Source organism: Neisseria sp. P0009.S007 (assembly GCF_051962515.1).
The window spans coordinates 1-1,087 of the sequence record NZ_JBQCVF010000478.1 but is presented as its reverse complement, the minus strand read 5'-3'; the positions used below and the strand labels follow the sequence as shown (position 1 = coordinate 1,087).

The 1,087-nt window shown below is 54.4% G+C and carries 3 protein-coding genes; all 3 read right to left on the bottom strand.

Features of this window, described 5'->3' with window-relative positions; genetic code table 11:
* Positions 1 to 182: glutathione S-transferase N-terminal domain-containing protein (locus ACTHS3_RS14200; protein WP_440368270.1), on the bottom strand; the 182-nt coding region annotated here is incomplete at its 3' end.
* A gap of 8 nt (positions 183 to 190) precedes the next feature.
* Positions 191 to 586 (bottom strand): hypothetical protein, encoded by a 396-nt coding sequence (locus tag ACTHS3_RS14195; protein WP_049323710.1) that lies wholly within the window; start codon positions 584 to 586, stop codon positions 191 to 193.
* Positions 587 to 1,087, bottom strand: a 501-nt coding sequence (locus ACTHS3_RS14190) for a 3-oxoacyl-[acyl-carrier-protein] synthase III C-terminal domain-containing protein (RefSeq protein WP_440368269.1), incomplete at its 5' end; no start/stop codon positions are given.

Genomic DNA, 1,087 nt, shown 5'->3' with positions numbered 1-1,087 from the left:
AAGCCGTCATCATCCAATAAAGGCGATTTGCCCAAGGGATGGATGGCTTTGAGTTCGTCAGGGGCGAGCAAAGTGTCGGGATGACGGCGGTAGGTTTGCAGGCGGTAAGGCGTACCGAGGATTTCAAGAAGCCAAACAATGCGCAGGGCGCGGGATTGGTCGAGCGAATGCAGGGTAATCATGAGGGACTTTAAATATCGGTTTGTTTGAGGCCGTCTATGCTGATTTGGCAGGCATCGGCGTATTTTTGCAGGGTTTTGGCCGGTAGTTTGGCGAACACTTCGGGACGGAAATGCCGACGAAGCTGCCATTTCCATACGCCTGCCGCCATGGCCAAGCCGGTTTCATCATAACGGCAGCGGAACATATGGTAGTACAGCGGCGAGTATTCGCCTTTTTTGACGGCTTCGCGCGCGGCCTGCGTTTGGGCATCAAGTTCGCATACCGCCATTTCGGTGGCGTAGGCTTCGTCCTGCCAACCGTTGCTGGTGGCCGCTTCGTAGTGGCCGTCGCGGGTGCCGTAGATGACTTTGCGGTGGCCGTGGTAGCTGGCGCTGTTGTCTTGAGGAATGTCGTCAATCTTCATTCAGACGGCCTTTACTGCTTCCAAAAGCATGAAACATGTTGAAAAACGGCCGCTTTCCGGAACGTAACACAGGATTTTTTGGCCGTGTTCGATAGGAAAGGTGCGCATAAATTCTTCAAGGATGATGTAAATCGAGGCCGAACCCGTATTGCCCTTGCTGTGCAGATTGGTAAACCATTTTTCCTGCGGAATATCGAAGCCGATGTTTTTCAGGCCGTCTGAAAGGCGGTCGCGGAAAAAGCCGGAAGAGTAGTGGGGCAGGAACCAATCGATTTCTTCGGCGCGGATGCCGTGTTTGGCGGCGATTTGGGAGAGGGGTTTTTCCACCGTATAACGGACGATGTTTTCGTTCAGTAGTTTGACGTCCTGCTTGACCGCCATCAGGCTGTGGCGGCGGCCGTAATCGGCATCGGCGTGTTTCCAGCCTTCAAATACGCCGTCGCGGAATTCTGCGCCGGCATACATGCAGGGCGGCATTTCGTTGGCGTAGGAAAGCAGGTC

Bases quoted from the DNA above. Each gene is read 5' to 3' on its own strand.
- ACTHS3_RS14195 (WP_049323710.1), bottom strand. From the start codon at position 586: ATGAAGATTGACGACATTCCTCAAGACAACAGCGCCAGCTACCACGGC.